Annotated in this window: 20 protein-coding genes and 2 tRNA genes; 9 read left to right on the top strand and 13 right to left on the bottom strand. The window is 61.5% G+C overall.

Going from position 1 to position 22575, the window contains the following annotated elements; all coding sequences use genetic code 11:
* Positions 1-58 precede the first annotated feature (58 nt).
* Positions 59-652 (top strand): cold-shock protein, encoded by a 594-nt coding sequence (locus AC05QJ_RS08705; RefSeq protein ID WP_476746467.1) that lies wholly within the window; start codon positions 59-61, stop codon positions 650-652.
* A gap of 61 nt (positions 653-713) precedes the next feature.
* Here AC05QJ_RS08705 and AC05QJ_RS08700 read toward each other — a convergent pair whose 3' ends face one another.
* On the bottom strand, positions 714-920 hold the full coding sequence (locus AC05QJ_RS08700) for a SlyX family protein (RefSeq protein ID WP_476746466.1): 207 nt from the start codon (positions 918-920) through the stop codon (positions 714-716).
* 3 nt (positions 921-923) lie between these two features.
* A complete protein-coding gene (locus AC05QJ_RS08695; RefSeq protein WP_476746465.1) occupies positions 924-1349 on the bottom strand; it encodes an HIT family protein in 426 nt (141 codons plus the stop codon).
* 778 nt (positions 1350-2127) lie between these two features.
* Here AC05QJ_RS08695 and AC05QJ_RS08690 point away from each other — a divergent pair.
* The 3 genes from AC05QJ_RS08690 to AC05QJ_RS08680 all read left to right on the top strand — a co-directional run bounded on the left by AC05QJ_RS08690 (position 2128) and on the right by AC05QJ_RS08680 (position 6286).
* Positions 2128-3429 carry an OprD family porin gene (locus AC05QJ_RS08690; protein ID WP_476746464.1) on the top strand — a complete coding sequence of 434 codons (1302 nt, stop codon included), beginning with the start codon at positions 2128-2130 and terminating at the stop codon, positions 3427-3429.
* Positions 3430-3596: 167 nt separating this feature from the next.
* Positions 3597-5312, top strand: a complete 1716-nt coding sequence (locus AC05QJ_RS08685) for a proline--tRNA ligase (RefSeq protein ID WP_476746463.1) — start codon at positions 3597-3599, stop codon at positions 5310-5312.
* Positions 5313-5332: 20 nt separating this feature from the next.
* Entirely contained in the window at positions 5333-6286 is a 954-nt protein-coding gene (locus AC05QJ_RS08680) for a hypothetical protein (protein ID WP_476746462.1), read from the top strand.
* A gap of 48 nt (positions 6287-6334) precedes the next feature.
* On the opposite strand, the gene dinB is transcribed toward AC05QJ_RS08680, so the two are convergent.
* Positions 6335-7399, bottom strand: coding sequence for a DNA polymerase IV (gene dinB / locus AC05QJ_RS08675; RefSeq protein ID WP_476746461.1), 1065 nt, complete (start codon positions 7397-7399; stop codon positions 6335-6337).
* 216 nt (positions 7400-7615) lie between these two features.
* On the opposite strand from dinB, the gene AC05QJ_RS08670 reads away from it, so the two are divergent.
* The 4 genes from AC05QJ_RS08670 (at position 7616) to AC05QJ_RS08655 (ending at position 12067) form a co-directional block, all read left to right on the top strand.
* Positions 7616-7692: transfer RNA gene (locus AC05QJ_RS08670), tRNA-Met, on the top strand.
* A gap of 133 nt (positions 7693-7825) precedes the next feature.
* Positions 7826-7902 (top strand) — tRNA-Met (locus AC05QJ_RS08665).
* A gap of 230 nt (positions 7903-8132) precedes the next feature.
* A complete protein-coding gene (mprF, locus tag AC05QJ_RS08660; RefSeq protein WP_476746460.1) occupies positions 8133-10772 on the top strand; it encodes a bifunctional lysylphosphatidylglycerol flippase/synthetase MprF in 2640 nt (879 codons plus the stop codon).
* Entirely contained in the window at positions 10772-12067 is a 1296-nt protein-coding gene (locus tag AC05QJ_RS08655) for a virulence factor family protein (protein WP_476746459.1), read from the top strand. Before mprF ends, AC05QJ_RS08655 begins: the two co-directional genes overlap by 1 nt.
* A 39-nt stretch (positions 12068-12106) precedes the next feature.
* Here AC05QJ_RS08655 and AC05QJ_RS08650 read toward each other — a convergent pair whose 3' ends face one another.
* Complete coding sequence (locus AC05QJ_RS08650) at positions 12107-14005, bottom strand: potassium transporter Kup (RefSeq protein ID WP_476746458.1); 1899 nt, start codon at positions 14003-14005, stop codon at positions 12107-12109.
* A 419-nt stretch (positions 14006-14424) separates the two neighbouring features.
* Here AC05QJ_RS08650 and AC05QJ_RS08645 point away from each other — a divergent pair, with 419 nt between their 5' ends.
* Positions 14425-14793: a helix-turn-helix domain-containing protein gene (locus AC05QJ_RS08645; protein ID WP_476746457.1), complete on the top strand. Its 369-nt coding sequence runs from the start codon at positions 14425-14427 to the stop codon at positions 14791-14793.
* 7 nt (positions 14794-14800) lie between these two features.
* On the opposite strand, the gene AC05QJ_RS08640 is transcribed toward AC05QJ_RS08645, so the two are convergent.
* From AC05QJ_RS08640 to AC05QJ_RS08600, 9 genes are all read right to left on the bottom strand, one after another.
* Positions 14801-15595, bottom strand: coding sequence for a DNA adenine methylase (locus tag AC05QJ_RS08640; protein WP_476746456.1), 795 nt, complete (start codon positions 15593-15595; stop codon positions 14801-14803).
* A 153-nt stretch (positions 15596-15748) separates the two neighbouring features.
* Positions 15749-16264 (bottom strand): lysis system spanin subunit, encoded by a 516-nt coding sequence (locus AC05QJ_RS08635; RefSeq protein WP_476746455.1) that lies wholly within the window; start codon positions 16262-16264, stop codon positions 15749-15751.
* A complete protein-coding gene (locus AC05QJ_RS08630; RefSeq protein ID WP_476746454.1) occupies positions 16261-16812 on the bottom strand; it encodes a glycoside hydrolase family 19 protein in 552 nt (183 codons plus the stop codon). The genes AC05QJ_RS08635 and AC05QJ_RS08630 overlap by 4 nt, the downstream gene beginning before the upstream one ends.
* 19 nt (positions 16813-16831) lie before the next feature.
* Entirely contained in the window at positions 16832-17887 is a 1056-nt protein-coding gene (locus tag AC05QJ_RS08625; protein WP_476746453.1) for a phage late control D family protein, read from the bottom strand.
* Between the two features lie 67 nt (positions 17888-17954).
* The gene (locus AC05QJ_RS08620) at positions 17955-18161 is read right to left on the bottom strand and encodes a tail protein X (RefSeq protein WP_476746452.1); all 207 of its coding nucleotides are present in this window, start codon (positions 18159-18161) and stop codon (positions 17955-17957) included.
* Entirely contained in the window at positions 18136-18981 is an 846-nt protein-coding gene (locus tag AC05QJ_RS08615) for a phage tail protein (protein WP_476746451.1), read from the bottom strand. The genes AC05QJ_RS08620 and AC05QJ_RS08615 overlap by 26 nt, the downstream gene beginning before the upstream one ends.
* Before the next feature lie 12 nt (positions 18982-18993).
* Positions 18994-21609: a phage tail tape measure protein gene (locus AC05QJ_RS08610; RefSeq protein WP_476746450.1), complete on the bottom strand. Its 2616-nt coding sequence runs from the start codon at positions 21607-21609 to the stop codon at positions 18994-18996.
* Between the two features lie 130 nt (positions 21610-21739).
* Complete coding sequence (locus AC05QJ_RS08605) at positions 21740-22036, bottom strand: phage tail assembly protein (RefSeq protein ID WP_476746449.1); 297 nt, start codon at positions 22034-22036, stop codon at positions 21740-21742.
* 27 nt (positions 22037-22063) lie between these two features.
* The gene (locus tag AC05QJ_RS08600; protein ID WP_476746448.1) at positions 22064-22573 is read right to left on the bottom strand and encodes a phage major tail tube protein; all 510 of its coding nucleotides are present in this window, start codon (positions 22571-22573) and stop codon (positions 22064-22066) included.
* Positions 22574-22575 lie beyond the last annotated feature (2 nt).

The following is a 22575-nucleotide window of genomic DNA, read 5'->3' as shown; positions in this document are numbered from 1 at the left end:
CGCACCGTGGGCCCAGCTCTTCCTGTGATCCGCCTAATAAGATGCGAGCCAAACCACCATGTTCAAGATCGTCCACCTCTTGACGGGCGCAGCTGCCTTGCTGCTGTCCATCATTCCGAGCCTCAGGGCCGACGTGACACCCTACCTTCAGCAACCCGACGCCATCTATCTGGCCTTGCTCGGCCTGATCAACCTGATTCTGGCCCCGGTCGTCCCGCAATACTACAAAGGTGCGCGGCATTACCTTCAGGTCGCCAGCAGCGCCCTGCTGGTACTGGCGGTTCCCCTGCAAGCCCTGACCCTGCTGGCACAACCGGAACTGGGAAGCCTGCCGGGCCTCGCCTGCGCCCTTCTGGCAGCGGTGCTTCACCTGACCGCAGGCTTCATGAAACCAGCCAAGACCCGCAGCCAGCCCAGCAACAGCAGTTACGATTCGAGCCAGCGCGATACCGGTACCGTGAAATGGTTCAACACCTCCAAAGGGTTCGGCTTCATTTCCCGCGATTCGGGCGATGACATCTTCGTCCACTTCCGCGCCATTCGCGGCGAGGGCCATCGGGTTCTGGTCGAGGGCCAGCGCGTCGAGTTCTCGGTCATGAATCGCGACAAGGGCCTCCAGGCCGAAGACGTGATCGCTGCGCCTCGCCGCTGACAAGACCGACGAAAAGCCGCGACACCCCCTTCGGGTTGTCGCGGCTTTTTCGTACCCGCCATCAATAATGAGGCGGCGGGGCCTCTTCCTCGCTCACCCCATACTGCCCCATGACTTCCTCGTAGCGCTTGAGCAGTGCAGCCATCTGCAATTGCAGACGCTCGACCACCCGCTGCTGCTCCACCAGGACGTCATTCAGCGCCAACAGGGTGTCATCCTGAAAGGCCAGCCGGCTTTCCAGCTCCATTACGCGTGCTTCAAGGCTCATGACTCATGCCTCCACGAAGTGGAATTCATCATTCAATACAGTTTTGAGGCGCAGCCGAAGGTCATTCAACTTTTCAGCCGAGTATTCGCTCGCCGGTACATGCCCCCAGACGGGCGATGGCCAGGCCGCATCATCGCGCCGCCGAACTATCACATGCATATGCAATTGACTGACAACATTACCCAGCGCCGCGACATTCATCTTGTCGGCAACAAAAAGATCCTTGAGTGTTTTGCTCAGGTAATTGGTTTCTTTCCAGAGTTGCTCACGCTCGCTGTCATCCAATTGAAATATTTCACTGATGTCGGCTCGACGAGGAACAAGAACGAACCACGGATAGTTAGCATCCTTACTAAGTAACAGGCGACAAAGGGGAAAATCTCCCAATGCGAAAGTGTCTTGTTCAAGGCGTGAATCCAAAGCAAACACGGGGTCAATCTCCTCAACGATCAGTTCGGCCGCAGGCAGCCACTGGAACGCAGGATACTCCGGATGACGAAGCGGGGCACGAACCGCCTGCCCAGGCACCGAAAAAGCACTGACAACCCAAGTCGCGCACCTCTGAAAGCGCCTGTTTCAGGGCCTCGGTAACACACCGCTACTTTTCGCACCAAAATGGCGCCACTCGAACCGTATCGGAGCGCAGGGTAACCGGAAACTTCCCACTTCCAGAGCGCAAACGGTAACGTCCTGACTTCAAGGTCCGTTTTTCACTTATGCCGGAAAAATATCTCGGCAAGAGCCAGGCGATCTTTCGGCCCCGGTTTTTCGGCGGTTTGCCGGCTTTCGTCAGAAAAAAGTGAAAATTTCGTCAAAGCGGCTCGCCTTTGAGCACGCTTGTTGCATTCCCACTGAACATCGTCGGCACGCTGCCTGCATATGCAAGCGGAGTGCGACAAATAACAACAGCTGCACGGGTGACCAAGGAGTTGGGGCATCAAGGACTTAGCGCCATGACGCGGTCTTTGGTTCTACCGAAACAGCGCTGTCGTTGTACGACCCGTCTTACACGGGAAGTGATTTGCGACATGGATATAACTATTTGCGACACGGCCATAACGTTAACGAAAGGTTCGTTGCGCAAGTATCGCTAACAACAGTCAGCGTGATATACATTCGCGCCGACCCAAACAAGAAAGAGCAGCCCCAATAAAAAAACCAGGTGGGGCAGCAGTAATCTTCCTAAAAACCAAAGGAGCAAATCACGATGCGCGTGATGAAGTGGAGCATGATCGCCCTGGCCGTAGCCGCAGGGACCTCGCAACTGGCAGTAGCGTCTTCTCAGGATGAAGCAAAAGGCTTCGTTGAAGACAGCACCCTGAACCTGAAAACCCGCGCAATGTACATGAACCGTGACTTCAAGCACGGTGCAGGCAACCGTCGTGATCCAAACACCGGCGAATGGGTAAAAGGTTATAACGAAGACAGCGGTGTTTCGCTGCTGGGCGTCTTCGAGTCGGGCTTCACTCAGGGCACCGTAGGTGTAGGTGTCGATGTGCTTGGCATGGGTGCAGTACGCATCGATGGTGGTGGCGGCCGCACCAGCTCTACCGCCGGCAACGGTTTGTTCCGCAACGACAGCGATACCCACCCTGAAAACGCTCAGGGCAAAGCAGGTGCAGCGGTCAAGTTCCGCATCTCGGACACCGTGCTGAAGTACGGCCAGCAGTTCACCACCAGCCCTGTCTTCTCCACTGACGACAGCCGCCTGCTGCCAGAGGTCGCCACCGGCACTCTGATTACCAGCAAGGAAATCAAAGGCCTGGAACTGAGCGCAGGTCGTTTCACCGCAATGAGCGCGCAGACCGGCATGGGTCGCGACAGCATCAATGGCCGTAACGAGCCAGGCCTGACTTCCGCCAATATCGCGGGCGCAACTTACGCCTTCACCGATAATCTGACCGGCACCATCGCCGCATCCGATGTCGAAGACTACTTCAAGAAGCAATACATCAACCTGAACCTGACCGTTCCAGTTGACGACAAACAGTCCCTCAACTTCGATCTGAACGCCTATCGCACAAAGGATCAAGGTGAAGCCCTCTATGGGGAACAGGACAACAAAATCTGGAGCCTCGCAGCTGCCTATAGCCTGGAAGGCCACAAGTTCACCCTGGCTTATCAGCGCTCCAGCGGCGACACCGGTTATGCCTACGGCGTAGACGGCGGCGGTACTGTATTCCTGGCCAACTCGATCCAGATCTCCGACTTCAACGGCACCGAGGAGAAATCCTGGCAGGCTCGCTACGACCTGAACATGGCTTCCTACGGCGTTCCAGGCCTGAGCTTCATGACTCGCTACGTCAAGGGTGACAACATTGACACCGGCGGCAACGGCGAAGGCCGCGAGCACGAGTGGAACCTCGAGAGCAAATACGTACTTCAAGAAGGTGCAGCGAAGGATCTGTCCTTCCGCGTTCGCTACGCGGTCTACCGCGCCACCGAAAACTACGCAACCGACAACAACGATGTGCGCCTGATCATCGAGTACCCACTGAGCATCCTGTAAGCCCTCCAGCCTGCAGATCCTCAGTTACGAAAGAGCCCGGCACCGCCGGGCTTTTTCATTTCAGTCATCGACTTACAGCAGTTTCGGTTTCCTGCGTCCTATACGTCTCGGATTCCCCCCCGTACAATGCGGGGTCATTTCAGTTAAGCAACCGACAACGGCCTATCATGCGCACCAGTCAATATTTGCTCGCCACACAGAAAGAAACCCCTTCCGACGCGGTCGTCATCAGCCACCAGCTCATGCTGCGTGCCGGGATGATCCGCAAGCTCGCCTCCGGCCTCTACACCTGGCTGCCGATGGGCCTGCGAGTCATGCGCAAGGTCGAAACGGTGGTTCGCGAGGAAATGAACGCCGCTGGCGCCCTGGAAGTGCTGATGCCCGCGATCCAGCCTGCGGAGCTGTGGCAGGAATCCGGTCGTTGGGAGCAGTACGGCCCCGAGCTGCTGCGCCTGAAAGACCGTCACAACCGTGAATTCTGCGTCGGCCCGACCCACGAAGAAGTCATCACCGATCTGGCCCGCAACGAGCTGAGCAGCTACAAGCAGCTGCCGCTGAACATGTACCAGATCCAGACCAAATTCCGCGACGAGATCCGCCCACGCTTCGGCCTGATGCGCGGCCGCGAATTCATCATGAAGGACGCCTATTCCTTCCATGCCGACCAGGCTTCCCTGCAGGAAACCTACGACCGCATGCACCAGGCGTACTGCAACGTGTTCACCCGCCTGGGCCTGAACTTCCGCCCGGTGCAAGCCGATACCGGCTCCATCGGTGGCAGCTACTCCCACGAGTTCCACGTACTGGCCGAGTCCGGTGAAGACGATGTGATCTTCAGCGACAGCTCCGACTACGCCGCCAACATCGAGAAGGCCGAAGCCATTCCGCGCGAAACCGTGCGCCCTGCGCCGAACGAAGCGCTGCGCCTGGTCGACACTCCGGACACCAAGACCATCGCCGCCCTGGTCGAAGGCTATGGCGTGCCGATCGAGCGCACCATCAAGACCCTGATCGTCCATGCGGCGGAAAAAGGCAAGCTGGTTGCCCTGATCGTCCGTGGCGACCACGAACTGAACGAAATCAAGGCCACCAAGCTGCCGCAGGTCGCCGACCCACTGGTCATGGCCAACGAAGCCGAGCTGCGCGCCGCCATCGGTGCCGGTGCCGGCTCCCTTGGCCCGCTGAACCTGCCGCTGCCGTGCATCATCGACCGTTCGGTCGCCCTGATGAGCGACTTCGCCATCGGCGCCAACATCGACGACAAGCACTACTTCGGCGTGAACTGGGAACGCGACCTCCCGGTACCGGAAGTCGCCGACCTGCGCAACGTGGTCGAGGGCGACCCGAGCCCGGATGGCCAGGGCACCCTGCAGATCAAGCGTGGCATCGAAGTCGGCCACATCTTCCAGCTGGGCACCAAGTACAGCGAAGCGCTGAAGTGCCAGGTGCTGGGCGAAAACGGCAAGCCGGTCACGCTGGCCATGGGCTGCTATGGCATCGGTGTTTCCCGCGTGGTCGCCGCCGCCATCGAGCAGAACTACGACGACAAAGGCATCATCTGGAGCGACGCCCTGGCGCCCTTCCAGATCGCCCTGGTCCCGCTGCGCTACGAAACCGAAGAAGTGCGCACCGCCACCGACAAACTCTACGCCGAGCTGACCGCTGCCGGTTTCGAGGTGCTGCTGGACGACCGCGACAAGAAGACCAGCCCCGGCATCAAGTTCGCCGACATGGAACTGATCGGCATCCCGCACCGCATCGTCGTCAGCGACCGCGGCCTGGCCGAAGGCAAGCTGGAGTACAAGCACCGCACCGAAAGCGAAGCCCAGGCCTTGCCGCTGGCTGACGTGCTGTCCTTCCTGCAAGCCCGTATCCGTCGCTGATAGCCAATGCAAGAGTAACCATGTTCAGACGAAGTACCTTCACCGTCGGGGGTGCCGCCTTGTGCGGCACCCTGCTTCTCAGCGGCTGTGCCAACCAGATGTCCCAGCGCGCCGAACACGAGGAGCGGATCGAGCGCAAGTTGCTCGAACACAGCCTGCAGATCGATGTCGGGGAACCCAAGGTACTCGAGCTGCCGCAACGCCGTGTGCGCATTCATGAGCAGAAGAACTTCGAAGTCACCGAATTCGAAGTGACCCGTCGCTACGATCGCTACACGCCTTACCAGCCCTGGCGGGAAATCTACGAGATTCCGCTGGGTGCTGTCGCGGTGGTCGCCGGAGTCGGCGCCAATGTGGTCAACATTTTCGCGCTGGGTACGCTGCCGGACAGCGTCACCCAGGACTGGCTGAGCTACGGTTTCGCGGGGCTCAACCCGTTCATGAACGTTCAATCCAACGGTCGGGCCCAGCAGAATCTGGCCGGGATCGAGGAGGTCGAAAAAGGCAAGCGCCAGGAATACACCAGCGTGCCCTGGAGCGAGCGTCCGGTTGAGGTCAAGGCCGGGAAAATGACTCATGAGCTGACCACCGATCGCAACGGTGTGCTTCGCCTGAATCTGCTGGACAGCCCTTTCAGCGAACAGAACCTCACCCATATAGGCACGCTGCACCTGTCGGTCAGCGAGGATGACAACCCGGTTCGTGCCGATGCCAGCCTGCTGATCAGCAGTACCTTGCGGGAAAAACTGGTGGAAGCCCACGACCTGATCTTCGATGACCTCGAAGACGATGATGTCGGCCAGTGGGTGCACCGCGTCAAGCGCCTCTCCGATCTGGGGCTGGAAGAGGAAGCCAGCGAGCTGGAGCAGAGCCTGATCGAGTTGACCCGCAACGACCCGGAATTGCAGCAGGAATTCGTCCAGTCCCTGACCCGCAATGCCGGTCGCCTGGTTGCCGACCCTGGCGCTCACTGATTTCCGCCTTTGAATGAAAAAAGCACCGCTCGCCGGTGCTTTTTTCATTCAAGGGGCGGGAAACAGCTCCAACTGCTCGTGAGCGCCACGCAAATCCTGCAAGCGAACGCCGATGCCCAGCAGCCTGACCGGCCGCCCTCCCCGAGCAAAGGCCTGGCTGAGCAACTGCTGATAACTCTCCAGATCACGTCCGGCGCCAGCCTGCTCCAGGGTGGTCTGGCTGAAGTCATGGAACTTGACCTTCACGAATGGCTTGCCTGGTCGGTAACTGCTGTCGATCCGTTCCATGCGCCCCTGCAGCGATGCCAATAGCTCGGGCAGTTTTTCCAGGCAACTCGCCAGATCAGGCAGATCCTGGTCGTAGGTGTTTTCCACACTGATGGACTGGCGCCGGCTGTCGTTCTGCACCGGCCGCTCGTCGATCCCGCGGGACAGGTTGTAGAGCCGCTCACCAAAGCCTCCGAACTCGCGTACCAGTGCCAGGCGCTCCCACTGCCGAAGGTCCATGCACGTCACCAGCCCGAGCCGATGCAACTTGTCGGCGGTCACCTTGCCCACGCCATGCAGCTTGCTGACCGGCAGTTCGGAAACGAAGTCCTCGACTTGCGCCGGGGTAATCACGAACAGCCCATTGGGCTTGCGCCAGTCGCTGGCGATCTTGGCCAGGAATTTGTTCGGCGCGACGCCTGCAGAAACCGTGATGTGCAGGCGCTGCGAAATTTTGCGCCGGATATCCTGGGCAATCAGGGTACCGCTGCCGGAACAGCGCTGGCTGTCGGTGACATCCAGATAAGCCTCATCCAGCGACAACGGCTCGATCAGATCGGTGTACTCGCGAAAGACGTTGTGGATTTCCCGCGACGCTTCTTTATAAGCCTCCATTCGCGGTTTGACGATCAGCAGGTCGGGACAAAGGCCCAGGGCATGGCGGGATGACATCGCCGAACGCACGCCATAGGCGCGCGCCTCGTAATTGCAGGTGGCGATAACCCCACGCCGCTCCGCCGAGCCACCGACCGCCAGCGGCCGCCCCGCCAGCCGCGGGTCATCACGCATCTCGATGGCCGCGTAGAAGCAATCACAGTCGATATGGATGATCTTGCGCTGAAGCATGGATGATCGCTGGTTCGGAAAATTCGTACGTGCAGTATCTCATCCGCCCTGTGCGACTGCATCAAACCTGTACGCAGCCCTGCCACTACGCGCCCTGTAGCGCGAGAGTGACCTGCCGGTCACCGATCAGGAATGCTAACCATTTGAAGAAAAAAGGGTTTTTTGAAACTTTTGGTTGACAGGGAAGCGCATCCCTGTAGAATTCGATCCCACAGGCGCGGGATGGAGCAGCCTGGTAGCTCGTCGGGCTCATAACCCGAAGGTCGTCGGTTCAAATCCGGCTCCCGCAACCAGATACAGAAAAAAGGCCAATCGAAAGATTGGCCTTTTTTCGTTGCGTCATGATCAGCCACGCAAGTTTTTCTTGGAAATCAACAATTAAGCGTTGACAGGAAGATTCATGGCTGTAGAATGCGCACCCACAGACGCGGGATGGAGCAGCCTGGTAGCTCGTCGGGCTCATAACCCGAAGGTCGTCGGTTCAAATCCGGCTCCCGCAACCAGATACAGAAAAAGGCCAATCGAAAGATTGGCCTTTTTTCGTTTGCCCGCCTTCACCTTTCCCGCTCTCCCGTCTCGATGCCGTTCTGCGCAGCAACGTGAAACTTCTTTAACTATCATGACCGGCACGGATTCGCCTGAACGCTAGTAATATTCAGACATTATTTTTCCATAGGGATTGGTAATTGGCCGGATACTCCTGTCCAGTCGCGCTCGATCCCCGAGGTGATTGATGCGCCCAACCGCTGAAGCTGAAAACCCCGTTACCGCCGCCCAACCCATTGCAGCCAGTCGCTTGCGGTGGCTTGAACTGCTTAGCAGATATCGCCAGCCGATCGGGCTGGCCGTTACCCTGCTGTTGTTCGGAATCGCCCTGATCGCCTGCCGGCACCTGCTCAGTGAGCTGGACATCTATGCCCTGCACGATCAATTGCTGAGCGTCCCCGCTCCCGCATTGGGAGGAGCATTCCTGGCGACCGCCGTCGGATTCGTGATCCTGCTGGGGTATGAGTGGTCCGCCAGTCGCTACGCCGACGTCAAGCTGCCGCCCGCGAGCCTTGCCATGGGCGGTTTCTGCGCCTTCGCCATCGGTAATGCGATCGGCCTGTCGCTGCTGTCCGGCGGCTCGGTGCGCTACCGGCTCTATGCCCGCCAGGGTGTCGGCGCCGCTGAAGTGGCCCGGATGACGCTGTTCGCCAGTCTGTCGCTGGGTTGCGCCCTGCCACCGCTGGCAGCACTGGCCACCCTGAGCAACCTGCCCGCCGCTGCCACCGCGCTGCGCCTGCCGGAAAGCGTGCTCGGGACCGTCGCCATCGCCGTGCTGCTGCTGAGTGCGGCACTGGCCTACGGCTTGTATCGCCGGCGCCTGCCGGAGCAGCCGTTCACCGACTCACTGATGACCCGCATCGGCCGTCGCACCCTGCGGCTGCCAGGCGCTCGCCTGACCCTGCTGCAATTGGTCATCACCGCACTGGACGTCGCCGCCGCAGCCACTGTGCTCTACCTGTTGCTGCCCGAGGCGCCCCCCTTCGGCGCATTCCTGCTGGTGTACCTGCTGGCCCTGGCCGCTGGCGTACTCAGCCATGTCCCCGGCGGTGTCGGGGTGTTCGAGGCCATCCTGCTGGCCGCCTTCGCCAACCAGCTCGGCGCTGCGCCGCTGGCCGCCGCCCTGCTGCTGTACCGCCTGATCTACGTCGTTCTGCCGATGCTGGTGGCTTGCGTGGTCCTGCTGGCGAGCGAAGCCCGACGCTTCATCTTTGCCCAACAGGCGATCAAGGTTGCCTCGGGCCTTGCTGCCCCTGTACTGGCCGTCCTGGTGTTCCTGTCCGGAGTCGTGTTGCTGTTTTCCGGCGCCACGCCGGAAATCGATACTCGCCTGGAACACCTCGGATTCCTCATTCCCCATCGCCTGATCGACGCGTCGCACTTTATCGCCAGCCTGGTCGGCGTACTGTGCCTGCTGCTCGCGCAAGGACTGCGTCGGCGCCTGTCGGCAGCCTGGATCCTGACCACCGTATTACTGCTGGTTGGCGCCCTGCTCTCGCTGCTCAAGGGCTTCGACTGGGAGGAAGCCAGCCTGCTGACCCTCACCGCCTGCCTGCTGGCCGTGTTCCGCCGCTCCTTCTACCGCCCGAGCCGCCTGCTGGAACTGCCGTTTTCGCCGGTGTACCTGATGGCAGCGGCATGCGTGGTCGGCGCTTCGGTGTGGTTGCTGCTGTTCGCTTACCAGGACGTTCCCTACAGCCACAAACTGTGGTGGCAGTTCACCCTCGATGCCGACGCTCCCCGCGGCCTGCGTTCTGCCCTGGGCAGTGCGGTACTGCTGGTAGTGGTGGCACTGACCTGGCTGCTGCGCACCGCCCGCCCGGTGATTCACCTGCCCAACGAAGAAGAACTGCAGCGCGCCAACCGCATCCTGCAGTCCTCGGACCAGCCGGACGGTGGCCTGGCCCTGACCGGTGACAAAGCCCTGCTGTTCCATCCCGCCGACGACGCCTTCCTGATGTACGCCCGGCGCGGTCGCAGCCTCGTCGCCCTGTACGACCCGATCGGACCGACCCAGCGCCGGGCAGAAATGATCTGGCAGTTCCGCGACCTCTGCGACATCCACCACGCCCGACCGGTGTTCTATCAGGTGCGTGCAGAGAACCTGCCGTTCTATATGGACATCGGCCTGACCGCGATCAAGCTGGGCGAGGAAGCACGGGTCAACCTGCTGCGCTTCGACCTGGAAGCCAAGGGCAAGGAGATGAAAGACCTGCGCTACACCTGGAACCGCGGCGGACGAGACGGTCTGAGCCTGGAGATCCATGAACCGGGTCAGGCACCGCTGGCTGAATTGAAGGCCATTTCCGATGCCTGGCTTACCGGCAAGAACGTACGCGAAAAAGGCTTCTCTCTGGGTCGCTTCAGTGAGGACTACCTGCAACATTTCCGTATCGCCCTGATCCGCTTCCAGGGCCAGCCGGTGGCCTTCGCCAACCTGCTGGAAACCCACAGTCGCGAACTGGCCAGCCTCGATCTGATGCGCGCCCACCCCGACGCGCCGAAGCTGACCATGGAGTTCATGATGATCGGCCTGATCCAACACTACAAACAGCACGGATACGCACGCTTCAGCCTCGGCATGGTGCCGTTGTCGGGCCTGCAGCCACGGCGCGGTGCGCCATTGACCCAGCGCCTGGGCTCGATGGTGTTCCAGCGCGGCGAGCAGCTCTACAACTTCCAGGGGCTGCGCCGCTTCAAAGACAAGTTCCAGCCTGACTGGGAACCCCGCTACATGGCCGTGCCCGCCGGACTCGATCCGCTGGTGGCCCTGGCAGATACCGCCGCCCTGATCGCGGGCGGCCTTACTGGATTGGTGAAACGCTGATGATTCGACGCTACTGGCTTTACCTGCTCGCCGCCCTGTTGGCGGCGCTGCTGGCGGCTGCCGCCGGTTTCTGGCTGTGGACCCGCCCCGCCCCCGAGGCTCACCTTGAACACCTCACCCTGAGCGACGGCAGCAGTCTCGTGCGTGCCACACCCGGCACCAATGCCAAGGCCCGCGTGGTCATTGCCTCGCCCCAGGAGCAACTGCTGAGCGACAAGCAACTGCTGGACCTGAGCCAGAGTGGCGAAGCGCAGCTCGTTCAGGTGACCCTGCCCCCCAACGACTGCGCCAAGCAGCAACAAACCGTGCAACTGGCGACCCAGCAACTCGCCGGCACGCCGACCCTGGTCGCCGGCATCGGCCCGGGCGCCAACCTGGCCTGGGACTGGTTGGCCGGGCAGAAAGACGACAAAGCCCAGGCGATCTCGGTGGACTTCAACCTGGAACGTCCGGGCTGCGCCCTTCCGGTCGCCAAATCGGCCCCACACGGGCACTGGAACGTGGCCTGGAACGACAACCCGGACGACGCCAGCGCCGCCTTCGTCCGCGACCAGGCCAACGCCGAAACCAGCATCTCCGACTACGACGTGCACCTGCCGCAGGTGCTCAAGGCACAACTGACCCAAGCCCTGGTGGGTGAAGACGGCAATGCCATGAGCATTCCAGTGGTGGAAGTGCCTGCCGGCCAGACCACCGACACCGTGACCCTGTTCCTTTCGGGTGACGGCGGCTGGCGCGATCTGGACCGCGACGTCGCGGGCGAAATGGCCAAGCTCGGCTATCCGGTAGTCGGCATCGACACCCTGCGCTACTACTGGCAGCACAAGACCCCGGAGCAAAGCGCGGTCGACCTCTCGGAACTGATGCAGCACTACCGCCAGAAATGGGGCACCAAGCGCTTCGTACTGACCGGCTATTCGTTCGGCGCCGACGTGCTGCCCGCGATCTACAACCGCCTGCCGGAAGAAGACCAGAAGCGCATCGATGCCGTGATCCTGCTCGCCTTTGCCCGCAGCGGCAGCTTCGAGATCGAAGTGGAAGGCTGGCTGGGCCAGGAAGGCAAGGAAGCCCCGACCGGCCCGGAAATGGCCAAGATGCCCGCAGCCAAGGTGCTCTGCGTGTATGGCGTGGAAGAAACCGATGAGAGCGGCTGCACCGACAGCACCGCCGTGGGCGAGCGTCTGAAGTTGCCGGGCGGTCACCACTTCGATGAAAACTACCCGGCGCTGGCGCGCAAGCTGATCGGAGAGATCGAAAGCCGTCAGGGAAAGACCAGCGTGGCTGAACAGAACTGATCCAGAAAACACCGGGGCCGCATGGCGGCCCCGGTCATTTCAGATCTCGACCTGCGTTCCCAGTTCGATTACCCGGTTCAACGGGAGGTTGAAGAAGCGCAGGTTGCCGTTGGCGTTCTTCAGCAGGAACGCGAACAGGTTGCCCCGCCACCGCGCCATGCCCTCCAGCCGCGAAGCGATCACCGTCTCCCGGCTGAGGAAATAGGTGGTGCGCATCGGACTGAAATCCAGATCATCCAGGTGACAGAGCCGCAAGGCTGCCGGAACGTCCGGCTCGTCCATGAAGCCGAAGTGCAACAGCACCCGGAAGAACCCGTCGCCGTATGCCTCGACTTCAAATCGCTCCTGCTCCGGCACTCGCGGCCGGTCCTCGCTGACCACAGTCAGCAGCACCACCTGGCTGTGCAGTACCTGGTTGTGCAGCAGGTTGTGCAGTAGCGCGTGGGGCACCGCATCCGGCCGCGCGGTGAGGAACACCGCAGTACCCTCGACCCGGTGTGGCGGCTGCACACGGATGCTGCTGATGAACACCGGCAAGGGCAAGCCGCCCTCATCGATACGCTCCACGAGGATCTGCTTGCCGCGCTTCCAGGTACTCATCAACAGCAGCAGCACTGCGCCCGCCAGTACCGGGAACGCACCGCCCTGCACCACCTTGGGCAGGTTGGCGGCGAAGAACAGGCCGTCCACGAACAGGAAGCCCAGCAGGATCGGCACCGCCAGCAGCGGTGGCCACTTCCACAGCAGCAGCATGACGGTGGACACCAGCAGCGTGGTCATCAGCATGGTGCCGGTAACCGCAACGCCGTAGGCCGCTGCCAGCGCCCCCGAGGACTCGAACCCGATCACCAGCAACACCACGGCGACCATCAAGGTCCAGTTCACCGCACCGATGTAGATCTGCCCCTGCTCGTCGCTGGAGGTGTGCTGGATCTGCATCCGCGGGATGTAGCCGAGCTGGATAGCCTGGCGGGTCAGGGAGAAGGCCCCGGAAATCACCGCCTGGGAAGCGATCACGGTGGCCAGGGTGGCCAGCGCGATCAACGGCAGCAGGGCCCAGCTCGGTGCCAGCAGGTAGAACGGGTTGCGCGCCGCATCAGGGTTCTGCAGCAGCAGCGCGCCCTGGCCGAAGTAATTGAGCACCAGCGCAGGCAGCACCAGGGCGAACCACGCCCGGGCAATCGGCTTGCGGCCGAAGTGGCCCATGTCGGCGTACAGTGCCTCGGCACCGGTCAGCGCCAGAACCACAGCACCGAGAATCGCCACGCCCATACCCGGATGGACGATAAAGAAGCGCACCGCCCAGACCGGGTTGAAGGCATTGAGCACCTCGGGACTCTGGGAAATGCCATGCAACCCCAGCAGGCCGAGTACGACGAACCACGCCACCATCACCGGCCCGAACAGAATGCCGATCTTCGCGGTGCCGTGTTTCTGCACCAGGAACAGCGCCACCAGCACGACCAGCGCGATGGGCACCACCCAGTGGTCGATGCCATCGAACGCCAGCTCCATCCCCTCTACCGCCGACAGTACCGAAACCGCCGGGGTGATCATGCTGTCGCCATAGAACAGCGCAGCACCGATCAGGCCGCACACCACCATCAGCGCCCGCAGCTTCGGATACGGCGCCGACGCCCGGGTCGCCAGCGCGGTCAGGGCCATGATCCCACCCTCGCCCTGGTTGTCCGCGCGCAGAATGAAGGTCACGTACTTGATCGACACCACCCAGATCAACGACCAGGCGATCAGCGAAAGAATGCCCAACACACCATCATGGTTGACCGGCACCCCATAACCGCCGGTGAAAACTTCCTTAAGGGTATACAGCGGGCTGGTCCCGATATCGCCATAGACCACCCCGACAGCTGCCACCAGCAGGCCCAGCGACTTCGTCGCCCCATGCCCCGCCTCGGCGTGACTGCTTGCCTGAACCATCAACCACTCCCGCAACCAAGAACCGGAAACCGGTGAATTCCGTGCCAGACGCTATGATTTCTGCTGTCGGACGAACCTTGGCGTCGGTGTCTGAAAATCACACCGGCGCAACGCCGCGAAGCATAGCGCAGCGTTCGTCGCTTTTCTGCTGGTCAAGCGCGTTGTCGCTCGCTAGAATTGCGCACTTTTTGACCAGAGGCGCCCCAGAGCGCTCAGCAGGGTTGCCCGCCACCCGTTTCCGGCAGCCCCTCTACACCGAGGTTAACCATGTCCACGACCACTACTCCCACCACGCCAAAGGTAGGATTTGTCTCACTCGGCTGCCCCTAAGAAATCAAAAGTAGGTAGTTCGCCATACCCTTTGCAGAGCGCTTGCTGGGAACTTAAACTGTATAAACAGACAGTACTTTGAGCCTATCATGTCCGAACACATCATCGACACCGCCGCCGCTCTCCCCTGCCTTGATGACGGGGCCAGCCCGGAAGAATTTGCGAACTTCATGGATAGCCTGCCCATTGGCTTTCGGCCTGCTCACTGCGCAGCAGCACGCCTGATGCTCGGGTGGAGCGTGGAAGCGCTAGCATTCCGATCAGGCGTTTCACCTGGCGCAATCAAGCGAGTGGAAAGAGGGTTGGAGTTGCGCCCTGTCACAATGCAAGCCCTCGCCTTCGCACTGGAAGGTGAGGGCTTACTTTTCTTCCCTGGTCACGTACCGCTGAGAGGAGAGAACTGTCGAGGTGCAACAAAGAACCCTCGAAACAGATCAGACTTCAACCTGGTCGAATAATCCATCGCTAGAACAGCTGGCCCAAGCAAGCCGGCTGCCAATTCATGATCACCAACTCACCAGTGACGTCAGCTTTGCCATGCCGCTGGTTCGCCGTGGTGTAACGGATGTCTAGGTTCTCGAAGTGGAAACCGTCGAACACTCGACGGATATCCAAGTGGTCGTTGATGCTGACCATCACCCTACCCTTGCAGCGCCGCATGAAGTCGGCCATACGCTCGTACTCCTCGAACGGGAAGTCGACGCCATAGCCTGCGGTCTGCCAATACGGCGGGTCCATATAGAAGAAGGTGTGCACTCGATCGTAGCGTTCAGCACAGTCCAGCCACGACAAGTTCTCGACGTAGGTGCCAGCCAGACGCTGCCAGGCTGCGGAGAGGTTCTCCTCGATGCGTAGCAGATTAATTGCCGGCCCGGTGGTGGCGGTACCGAACGTCTGCCCGGTGACTTTGCCACCGAAGGCATGCTGCTGCAGGTAGAAGAACCGCGCCGCGCGCTGGATGTCCGTCAACGTTTCGGGGCGGGTCATCTTCTGCCACTCGAAGATCTGCCGGGAGCTGAGCGCCCACTTGAACTGGCGGACGAACTCCTCAAGGTGGTTCTGCACCACCCGGTACAGAGTAACCAGGTCTCCGTTGAGGTCGTTCAGCACCTCCACCGGCGCGGGCTGGGGACGCATGAAGTACAACGCGGCACCGCCGGCGAAGACCTCAACATAGCACTCATGAGGGGGAAAGAGGGGAATTAAGCGGTCGGCCAGGCGGCGTTTGCCACCCATCCAGGGAACAATAGGAGAGGTCATTGGTTGCAAGTCTTTACTGTATGAATAAACAGGTGTTAGGCTCGCCGCGCTTTGTGCACAAGGCAGGGGCCACGGCTGGACTTGCAGGAATGGTCTGCGGGTTCGGCGAGCCTGATGGATGTTGACGCATTCACCAGGCTCGCTCCTTTCACTTCACTGTGCGATCGCTCGCACATAGGCCTGACAGGCCCTCAGCGCGATCAGTCCTCGATCGCCGTCGTCGGTGATTCCGATAATTCGTTGAGCATGCGCCGGGTCAAGTCGGGCTCGACTGGTTCCATGAACCACGCCGCCGGCACCGGTGGTGGCTGACACCCCACCGCAACCAGCTGAGGCAGAGGCGTCGAGGAGGACTGACAGCCGCAGATCAGAAGTAGCAAGGCGGTCGCGAAGGCGAGCCGAGGCTTGTTGCGCATCGGTAAGCTCCTGGTGATGGATTTTGTCAGAGGCCTGCAGGCGGGCCTCCAAGGCAGTGCGCCTGGCTTGCTCAGCGTTATTCCAGTCAATAACAGCCAGCCCCGCTCTCAGACGCTCGTCTTGGAACAGGCCAGCCTGCTCGGCGAGCTGCCGCTGATACTCGTTTGCCTGCCACTTCCAGGCAGCACAGCCACCCAGGCCGAGCCCGAGCAGTAGCGCGACAGCTGGCAAGCGCCAGTCCAGCAGGCTCACTGAAGCACCTCCAGCGCACGCTCATACAGCTTCTGCCGATCCTCCAGGCCGTTGGTACCGCCGTTGATCTTCTTGGTGATCTGCAGGAAGTCTTCCCGGTCCGCCAGGCCATTAAGCCCGCGGGTCTGCCAGAACCAGGCCGCCGACATCGAGGCGTACACGGGGTGCTCCAGCAGCTCCGGGGTATTGAGCAGGCGGCCATCGCTGAACAGCGCCTCGCTGCATGCGTTGTAGTTGAACCGGCCGGTAATTTGGATCAGCCCGCGGCCACGATATTTCTGGCCATCACCGTCTGGTTCCGGGGTGTTGCCCAGGCGCTGGGCCAGGTTGCCGGTGTCGTACTTCTTCAAGTAGTCATCGCTACCCAGCTCCCGAACATAGCGGAGCTGCCCGGATTCATGGCCGATCTGGGCGATGAACGCAGCGATACGCAGACGGGTAACGATCCCGTACTTGCCCATTGCCGCGTTCAGAGCAGGAACAAAAACGCCGGCGTTCTTGCCGGCGTTGGGGAGGATGCGCAGCAACTGCTGCTCACTGATAGGCATTGCGTCGTTCTCCTGGCCATCAGGCCGTTGGTGACAGCTCGACTGTCTTGAGTGGTTTGGTTTCTTTTTTCTTCTTGCCTTTGGCCTTGGCTTTACCCCTCTTGCCCCCGTTGCACTCGATTGACGTGGTCCAGCCAGAAGCGGTGAAGGTCTGCTCTACGCTGTCGATCAAGTACTCGCCATCGAGCCCGTCCTTGAAGCCCTGGGCAATGATCGTGCGCTCGGCGAACAGGTCGGTGCGGCCAGCCATGTCGAGCCGCACGCCTGCAGTGGACCGGTTGAACGCAGCCAACCTCGCCATTGCAGCTTGCTCGGCGGCTGTCTTGTTCGGGTAGATGTGACGGTCGGTGTGGACCGGCGGTAGCGTTGACGGCGCGTCCGGGTTCGCGATATCGACTACCTGCAGCGCGCCGGTCTTCTTGTCCTGGTGCCTGGCCTGGACGGCCTTGTTTGTAGTCTTGTCGCCCAGACGAAACTGGTACCGGCTGACGTCCTGCCGACGTACCGTGATAGATGGCAACACCTTGCCGCTTGCGCTCTGGCCACCTTGCCTGGGCATCACCAGCAGCTTGCCGTCTGCGAGTTTCGCCGTGCAGTCGTGCTTGCCGGCAAGGCGCGTGATGAAGTTGAAGTCCGACTCATTGAGCTGGTCGACGCGGGGCACTTTCGTCTGAACCGGGCAAACAGGCTCCCAGCCGTTACGCTTCGCCACCTCGGTGACGATCTGCTGCAGCGGGACGTTCTCCCAACTACCCGAACGCGTGGTCTTGCCTGTGCCACGCATGTCGCTGGCCTTGCCCCGGATCGTGAGCGTGTCGGGCGGGCCGCTGAGCTCGACCTCATCTACCGTGTAACGCCCGAGCTTCGCCAGCACCTGGCCGACATAGCCCATGAACACTTCGACCTTGGCACCGCGAGACGGCAGCGCCACCGCCTGATCGCGATCATCGATGCGCAGTTCGAACTCATCGGACTCCATCCCGGGCTTGTCGGAGGTCCGAAGCATCAGCAGTCGATCGTTGATCAGCGCAGTGATGTCACGGCTGTCCGCGACTATTCGGTACATCGGCTGCATTCTTCACCCCTCAGAAAATGAAAACCCCGCACTTGGCGGGGTAGGTGGATTGAACGAGAGCAGCGACTCAGTCCCATAGCGAGACCACTGCATCGGTCGTACCCGGCAGGTCAGGCAGCACGATCAGCACGCCCGCCGGGTACGGCTGCGCGACATCCGCCAACCCTTGGTTTGCCGCCAGTACCGCTTCGACGGCGCCCTTCAGGTGCCCGTAATAGTGCTGACACAGTGTGTCGAGCACATCCCCGTCAGACGTTCTGCATGTCGTCGCCATAGCTGACGAACTCCAGGTTGAAGGCTTGCTTGCGGGGGATCCCGCCGGCGAGCAGGTTGCTCTGCTCTTCATCGAGGCTCAGCAAGCACCAGTTGCCCAGGACTTCGCCGTACCCGGTCACAAGGCTGAGCGGCCGCAGCGCCCGGCCGATGCTTCGCAGCGTATCAAGCTGCTTGAGCCCACCTGCGCGCCCCGGGTAAATCGCACCCTTGAGGCTGATCTTGTCCTCGCCCTGACCGATAGCTTGCTGAGCTATAGGCCGTGACAAACGCTCCTGTGCAGCCCAGCGGAACGCGGTCTGGCGACGAAGCTCTTCGAACGCCGCAGTGTCGAGGTTGAAGTAATACGGCTGAGCGTTTGGCTCCAGCGACTGGATGATCAGCAAATGCGGGAATGGCTTCACTGCCTCAGCGGCGGGCGTCTGGTCTGGTGCGAAAGAGCCCGTCGGCAAGATATTGCCAAGGGACGGACTCACCTTGCCGGCGACCTGATTGATCGCGGCACCGGCTTTCGCCGCTTGTTCCTTGAGCGCCCCCAGCCGCTCTTGCACCTGGGCCGCCGCAGTTGTCGCCTGGCTGTAGATCGAGGCCACGCGCCCTACAGTCTCCTGTGCCGCGTTGATACCCCGCATCGTCCGCTGCAGCCTCTCACCCAGCACCGGCCCCACGAACGGGATGTTCTCCAGCTCGGCGGCAGCGCCGGTGATATCGCTGATCGCGCCGTTCATGGGACCGAGCATTCCGTCGATGCTGCGCCGGCCTGCTTCCCCAGCCGCAACCAGCGACTTCAATCCGGACTGCAGTTGTTCCATGTAGGCCATGAGCCCTCCTCATCAAACGTGTGGTTCGTCACTCAGTTGCCGCGCCTGGGCCTGCCGCCCCAAGTCGTCGAACATCCGTTGCAGATGCGGCAGCAGTTCGCGGGCCAGCGCGGCGGGATCCTTGACGTCACCCTGGACATTGACGGGTATGTTCGGAGCGAACGTCAGCGATTGCTCAACGTTCGGTCGCTCCTGCTTCACCTCGGCAGCTTTAGCGATCGCGGGCATTACAGCGGGCGGCACGGACTCAGCCGTGATTGAGCGCACCACATCCCCAGGTGCAGTGGCCTTGGCAGCTTTATCCTGACTGGCCACCACCTCGGGCTTGTCATCACCGAACAGTTTCTTCCCCAGCCAACCGCCCCCAAGCTCTCCGCCCATACTGCCAAGTACCGCTCCGACCAGGCCACCAATCGCGGTACCTACAACCGGCACCACCGAACCGACAGCAGCGCCAACAGCAGCGCCGGCCAAACTACCGGCCAGCCCACCGGCAACACCGCCATAGCCTTCGGCTTTCTCGTCCTGAGTCTCGGCGTTCAATGCGACATCAATCGCCCCGATCCCAGCGTCGATCACGTTACCGCCGGGTAGCCCCTTCCCGCTCTTGGTGACGGTGCGAGCTCCTTTGACCAGGGCGCCTAACCGGCTCGGCGCGGGCAGAACCTGAGGTTTCGGAGTGTCCACCCGCTTGGCCGGGCTGGACTGCGTACGCGTGCTGGACCGGGGCGCAGCTGAGCGGCCACCAGCCCTCGCCTGCCGCCGAGAACGGCGACGCTGCCGGCGGCTCGATTCAGGGCCACCGCCGGCGCCGCCAACTGTTCGCCCTATCGCATCGGCGTTGACGACAAACACTCGCTGCGTGTCCGGCACCTGTGCAGGTGCTTCCGCAGTGCTGTCGTTTGCAGCACCACGCAGGCGCCCCAAGAGACCCGGCTTGCGCTCGACCGTTTCCCTACGCGGCTTCAATGCATCGCCGACACCGTCCGTTAGCGTTCCCGCTCGATCAGCCAGCCGCTCCAGCGTCTTTCCGCGAGCGATGTTTGCGAGGCCCTTGGCAATCCGCAGCGCGTTGAGCGCGCCCTTCAAAGCGACGAAGCCCGCGACCACCACCCCAAGACCGAACACCACGCCCCTGAACTCGTCAGACAGCCCGGTAAACCCACGGGCAACCCAGATGATTCCCTGGGCGAGCGCGTCCGTTGCCGGGCGGATGGCGTCGCCAATACTGCGCATCGCATCGTTGGCTGCATTCACCACCTCGGCCCACTGTTGCGCCGAGGTCTCACGCCGCTCGGCCAGGTTCTTGTCGAGGATGCCGACTGCCTTTTTGCCCATGGCGTCGGCTTTCAGCTCCTGATACAGCCCCCGGTTCTGGCCGTATGCCGTCAACGCCGCTTTCACTTGCATGTCAGCGAAGATGTCGCCCGTTTTCAGGCTCTGCTCCAGCGCTTCCAATGCCTTGAGCGCCTTGGCGGGGTCGACTTCCTTGTCGATCTTCGCCTTCGCGTCCTCCATCACCTTGGCTTTCGCCGGGTCAGTCTTCTGAACGTACTGCATTGCCAGCGCCATGCTGCTTTCCAGCACCGACATGCCCTTCTGGATGCCAGTATTCAGGGATGCCTGGTAGTCAATGCCGGCATCAGCGTAGGACTTCACAACATCGCCGGCGCCGATCTTCTCGATCCAGTTCTTCAGATTGTTCGCCGCTTCGTCAGAGCTGCCAGCGGTCTTCATCTGCACCTGCAACATAGCGCCAAGCTGAGCGACGGCTTCCGGCCCTGTGCTCCCAGTCTTCTCCATGCTCGCGAGCAGGACAGGGAACCAGCGGGCCATATCGCTGGCTTCGAAGCTGCCCGCTTGGCCCTGCAGCGCAATCCCTTCCAGAGTCTTTTCCATAACCTTGGGATCGCTGATCTTCGCATTCTGCTCCAGCGCTTGAATCATCGATGCCACATCGACGCCGCTCGCTCCCTGACCAACCGAGAACTTCGCCGCCACGGTCGAGTAGGACAGGGCCTTGTTCAGATCCATGCCTGCGCCGACGAGCTGGTTGACCAGGTCGGCCACACCGTCACGACTCATCCCCGTGTCTGCCGACACCTGGATGATCTGCCTGGCCATCGCCTGCTCTTCGGGCCGGTTCGCAAGCCCGGCCTTGATCGCAATATCGCGGATCGTCGCTTGATAGCCAGCGCTGATAACCGTCGGCACGGCAGCTGCTGCACCGACCGCAGTTGCCATCCCAATGGTCGACTTCGCACCGGCCTTGCCCTTCTCCAACTGCTGCTTGCCCTTGACCTGCAGGTCCATCGCACGCGCTGTGCGACCGAGCCGCTGATACTCCCGATCCAACTTGCCAACCTGCACACCCTGCTTGCGCAACGCATCCAGGTTGCTCTCAAGCTTGCGCAGCAGGCCGGCGGCCGAGGCCGCACCGCTGTCATGCGCTTTCTTCCACTCGTCTCGCAGCTTGACCGCTTCACCGATCATGCCCTTCAGCACTTTCGCCTTGCTGCCCTTCTGCTCCAGCTTTGCGATACCGCTCTCAGCGGTCTTGAACGCAGAGCCGAGCGACGACGCCACTGCGCCGCCGATCACCACAGATAGCGCCAGTTTGCTCGCCATAGCTAACCCCTGTTCGGCTCAGTCCGTGAGCCACCAGACCATGTCGGCATACGACATGATCATGATCTCAGCGGCGGGAAAGTGCAGCTCGGACGCGAGCCGCTTCGCCGCTGCCTTCTGCACTGCCGGACTAAAGCTCGTCGTCTTGCACCAAGCGAAAGTACCCCGCCTGCAGGCGGGTGTAGTCCTTGAGCGTCAGCCCCTCCAGGTCTTTGGTGCTGACCTCCGCGAGTGAGGCGAACAGGTTCATTTCGCGCTGCTCGTCATCCTCACCGCCGGTCTGCTGGGCGGTACGCATGTCGCGCACTGTCGGCGCACGCAGGCTCAGCTTGTCGACCCGTACACCATTGGCCTCCGAGGGACGGGCCAGAGTGACGGTGACGCGGTCATCAGCGATGGCCATCCAGCTTGGGATTTTCTTGCTCATACAGAATTTCCTTGAAGGTTGAGTGCGTTAGAGGCCGAGAGCAGAACGCTGCGCGGCAAGCTGATCGACGCCGCTGACAACGCGCTTCATGCCGAGCGGATCGATCTCGTACATCACACGGCCGTCGACTTCGAGCTTGTAGTACGTGACGGCAACGTTGTGCTTGATCTCGGCTTTGTCACCAGGCTTCCAGTCGCCCATGTCGACTTCCTTGAGCAACCCGCGCAGGGTGACGACAACTGGCGTGATGGCCCCCTTGAGACCCTTGAACGCGCCACGAAACGTGCCGTTGAAAGCGGTGCCGTCAGCCAGGCCGAAGAACTTCAGCGACTCTTTGCGAACGCCGGTTGTGGTGAAGCCGGCTTCCATCTTTTCCATGCCCTGGTCCAGCTCGATCGCGGCGTCCATGCCACCCACCCGATGTTCTTCGGTCTTGATGGTCAGCTTGGGCAGAGTGAGGCTCGGGACATCTCCCTGAAAGCTGACGCCGTCCACGAACAGGTTCAGGTTGGCCAGGGTTTGCGGAATCATTGCCATGC

The sequence above is a fragment of the Pseudomonas sp. TUM25319 genome (genome assembly GCF_056388475.1).
The sequence above is the reverse complement of the archived record's forward strand: the minus strand, read 5'-3'. Positions and strand labels throughout refer to the sequence as shown.

Coding starts and splice junctions, on each gene's coding strand:
- AC05QJ_RS08655 (WP_476746459.1), top strand. CDS start 10,772: ATGATTCGACGCTACTGGCTTTACCTGCTCGCCGCCCTGTTGGCGGCG.
- AC05QJ_RS08700 (WP_476746466.1), bottom strand. CDS start 920: ATGAGCCTTGAAGCACGCGTAATGGAGCTGGAAAGCCGGCTGGCCTTT.
- AC05QJ_RS08610 (WP_476746450.1), bottom strand. CDS start 21,609: ATGGCGAGCAAACTGGCGCTATCTGTGGTGATCGGCGGCGCAGTGGCG.
- AC05QJ_RS08640 (WP_476746456.1), bottom strand. CDS start 15,595: ATGACCTCTCCTATTGTTCCCTGGATGGGTGGCAAACGCCGCCTGGCC.
- AC05QJ_RS08615 (WP_476746451.1), bottom strand. CDS start 18,981: ATGGCCTACATGGAACAACTGCAGTCCGGATTGAAGTCGCTGGTTGCG.
- AC05QJ_RS08650 (WP_476746458.1), bottom strand. CDS start 14,005: ATGGTTCAGGCAAGCAGTCACGCCGAGGCGGGGCATGGGGCGACGAAG.
- mprF (WP_476746460.1), top strand. CDS start 8,133: ATGCGCCCAACCGCTGAAGCTGAAAACCCCGTTACCGCCGCCCAACCC.
- AC05QJ_RS08625 (WP_476746453.1), bottom strand. CDS start 17,887: ATGCAGCCGATGTACCGAATAGTCGCGGACAGCCGTGACATCACTGCG.
- AC05QJ_RS08645 (WP_476746457.1), top strand. CDS start 14,425: ATGTCCGAACACATCATCGACACCGCCGCCGCTCTCCCCTGCCTTGAT.
- AC05QJ_RS08705 (WP_476746467.1), top strand. CDS start 59: ATGTTCAAGATCGTCCACCTCTTGACGGGCGCAGCTGCCTTGCTGCTG.
- AC05QJ_RS08685 (WP_476746463.1), top strand. CDS start 3,597: ATGCGCACCAGTCAATATTTGCTCGCCACACAGAAAGAAACCCCTTCC.
- AC05QJ_RS08620 (WP_476746452.1), bottom strand. CDS start 18,161: ATGGCGACGACATGCAGAACGTCTGACGGGGATGTGCTCGACACACTG.
- dinB (WP_476746461.1), bottom strand. CDS start 7,399: ATGCTTCAGCGCAAGATCATCCATATCGACTGTGATTGCTTCTACGCG.
- AC05QJ_RS08600 (WP_476746448.1), bottom strand. CDS start 22,573: ATGGCAATGATTCCGCAAACCCTGGCCAACCTGAACCTGTTCGTGGAC.
- AC05QJ_RS08630 (WP_476746454.1), bottom strand. CDS start 16,812: ATGCCTATCAGTGAGCAGCAGTTGCTGCGCATCCTCCCCAACGCCGGC.
- AC05QJ_RS08680 (WP_476746462.1), top strand. CDS start 5,333: ATGTTCAGACGAAGTACCTTCACCGTCGGGGGTGCCGCCTTGTGCGGC.
- AC05QJ_RS08690 (WP_476746464.1), top strand. CDS start 2,128: ATGCGCGTGATGAAGTGGAGCATGATCGCCCTGGCCGTAGCCGCAGGG.
- AC05QJ_RS08605 (WP_476746449.1), bottom strand. CDS start 22,036: ATGAGCAAGAAAATCCCAAGCTGGATGGCCATCGCTGATGACCGCGTC.